General features: G+C 70.2%; 1 protein-coding gene. It reads right to left on the reverse strand.

Translation table 11 applies throughout. From position 1 onward, the window contains the following. The coding region (locus AB0K21_RS44635; protein WP_364159297.1) for a type I polyketide synthase at positions 1–1,606 on the reverse strand (1,606 nt) is incomplete at both ends.

Raw genomic sequence — 1,606 nt, forward strand, 5'->3', positions numbered from 1 at the left:
CTGCGCCCACTCCGTCCGATCCAGCAACCCCGCCTCCGCCGAACCCGGCTCGGCGAACAACACCTCACGCAACGACCCGCCAAGCAACGGATCCAACTCCGCGACCACCTCGTCCAACGCCGCCGCGAACACCGGGAAACGGTTGTACAACTCCCGGCCCATCCCCGCCCGCTGGCTGCCCTGACCGGTGAACAGGAAGGCGAGCTGCGGCTCCGCCCCGGCCACCCCGGCCACCACATCCACACCCGGCAGGCCCTCGGCCAGCGCACCAAGACCGGCCAGCACACCATCACGATCAGCCGCGACCACCACCGCCCGATGCTCGAACGCCGACCGCGTCGTGGCCAGCGAGAACGCGGTGTCGGCCAGGCCCGGACCAGGCTCATCGTCCAGGAACGACACCAGCCGCTCGGCCTGCGCCCGCAACGCCTCCACCGACCGGCCCGACACCAGCACCGGAACCACACCCGTAGCAGGCACCCGGTCCTGCGGAACCTCTTCGAGTTCCGGGGCCTGCTCGATGATCACGTGCGCGTTGGTGCCGCTGATGCCGAACGAGGACACCCCCGCCCGCCAGGGCCGGTCCACCTGAGGCCAGGACCTGGACTCGGTCAACAACTCCACCGCGCCCGCCGACCAGTCCACATGCGACGACGGCTCATCCACGTGCAACGTCCGGGGCAGCACCCCGTGCCGCATCGCCATGACCATCTTGATCACACCCGCCACACCCGCGGCGGCCTGGGTGTGGCCGAGGTTCGACTTGATCGAGCCCAGCAGCAGCGGACGGTCCTCCGGCCGATCCTGGCCATACGTCGCCAGCAGCGCCTGCGCCTCGATCGGGTCACCCAGCGTCGTACCGGTGCCATGCCCCTCGACCACGTCCACCTCGGCGGGCTTCAGGCCCGCACCGGCCAGCGCCTGGCGGATCACCCGCTGCTGCGACGGACCGTTCGGCGCGGTCAGCCCGTTGGACGCACCGTCCTGGTTGACCGCCGAACCCCGCAGCACCGCCAGCACCTGGTGCCCGTTGCGGCGCGCCTCCGACAACCGCTCCAGCACCACCACACCGATGCCCTCGGACCAGCTCGTGCCATCGGCCGCCTCGGCGAACGCCTTGCATCGCGCATCGTCGGCCAGGCCACCCTGCGTGCTGAAGTCGATGAACGCACCCGGCGACGCCATCACCGTCACACCACCGGCCACCGCCAGCGAGCACTCCCCGTTACGCAGCGCCTGCGCCGCCAGGTGCATCGTGACCAGCGACGACGAACACGCGGTGTCCACCGTCATCGCCGGGCCCTCCAGGCCCAGCGTGTACGAGATCCGGCCCGACAACACACTCCCGGCATTGCCGGTACCGAAGAAGCTCATCACATCCGGCGGGAACTCCACGCTTGACGCGTAGTCGTGATACGACACTCCGGCGAACACACCGGTACGGCTGCCACGCAGCGACGCCGGGTCCATCCCCGCCCGCTCGATCGCCTCCCACGACACCTCAAGAAGGAGCCGCTGCTGCGGGTCCATCGCCAGCGCCTCACGCGGCGAGATCCCGAAGAACCCAGGGTCGAACTCCCCGGCCTCGTGCAGGAACCCGCCCTCA

This window comes from Streptosporangium sp. NPDC049248 (assembly GCF_040678965.1).
Classification (GTDB): Bacteria; Actinomycetota; Actinomycetes; order Streptosporangiales; family Streptosporangiaceae; genus Streptosporangium; species Streptosporangium fukuiense.